Here is a 230-nt window from a genome sequence, read left to right as displayed (position 1 = left end):
TCGCCGTAGTACATGCCATAGCTTTTGAGCTGGCTCTCCTTGCGATAGCGCTGGAGCATGCTGGCCAGCGCGCTGTCTGCGAACTGGTCCGGCGCGATGTCGTCGAGGCTGACGAAATCGCCGGCCACCGCCGCTTCATCGGGCGCGCTGCAGAGGAACGAGATGTACTGGTAATGGGTTTCGGTGTTGTTGTACGCCGAATAGATGAAGCTCGCCGACGCATCCGGCTG

The 230-nt window shown here is 60.9% G+C and carries 1 pseudogene; it reads right to left on the bottom strand.

The window, feature by feature from the left end:
* Positions 1-230 (bottom strand): annotated as a pseudogene (locus SB764_RS45090) (flavin reductase); the annotation flags it as partial.

Origin of the sequence: Paraburkholderia sp. SIMBA_027 (assembly GCF_046535315.1) — a bacterium.
Lineage (GTDB): Bacteria > Pseudomonadota > Gammaproteobacteria > Burkholderiales > Burkholderiaceae > Paraburkholderia > Paraburkholderia tropica.
This window is presented reverse-complemented; position numbering and strand designations above follow the sequence as displayed.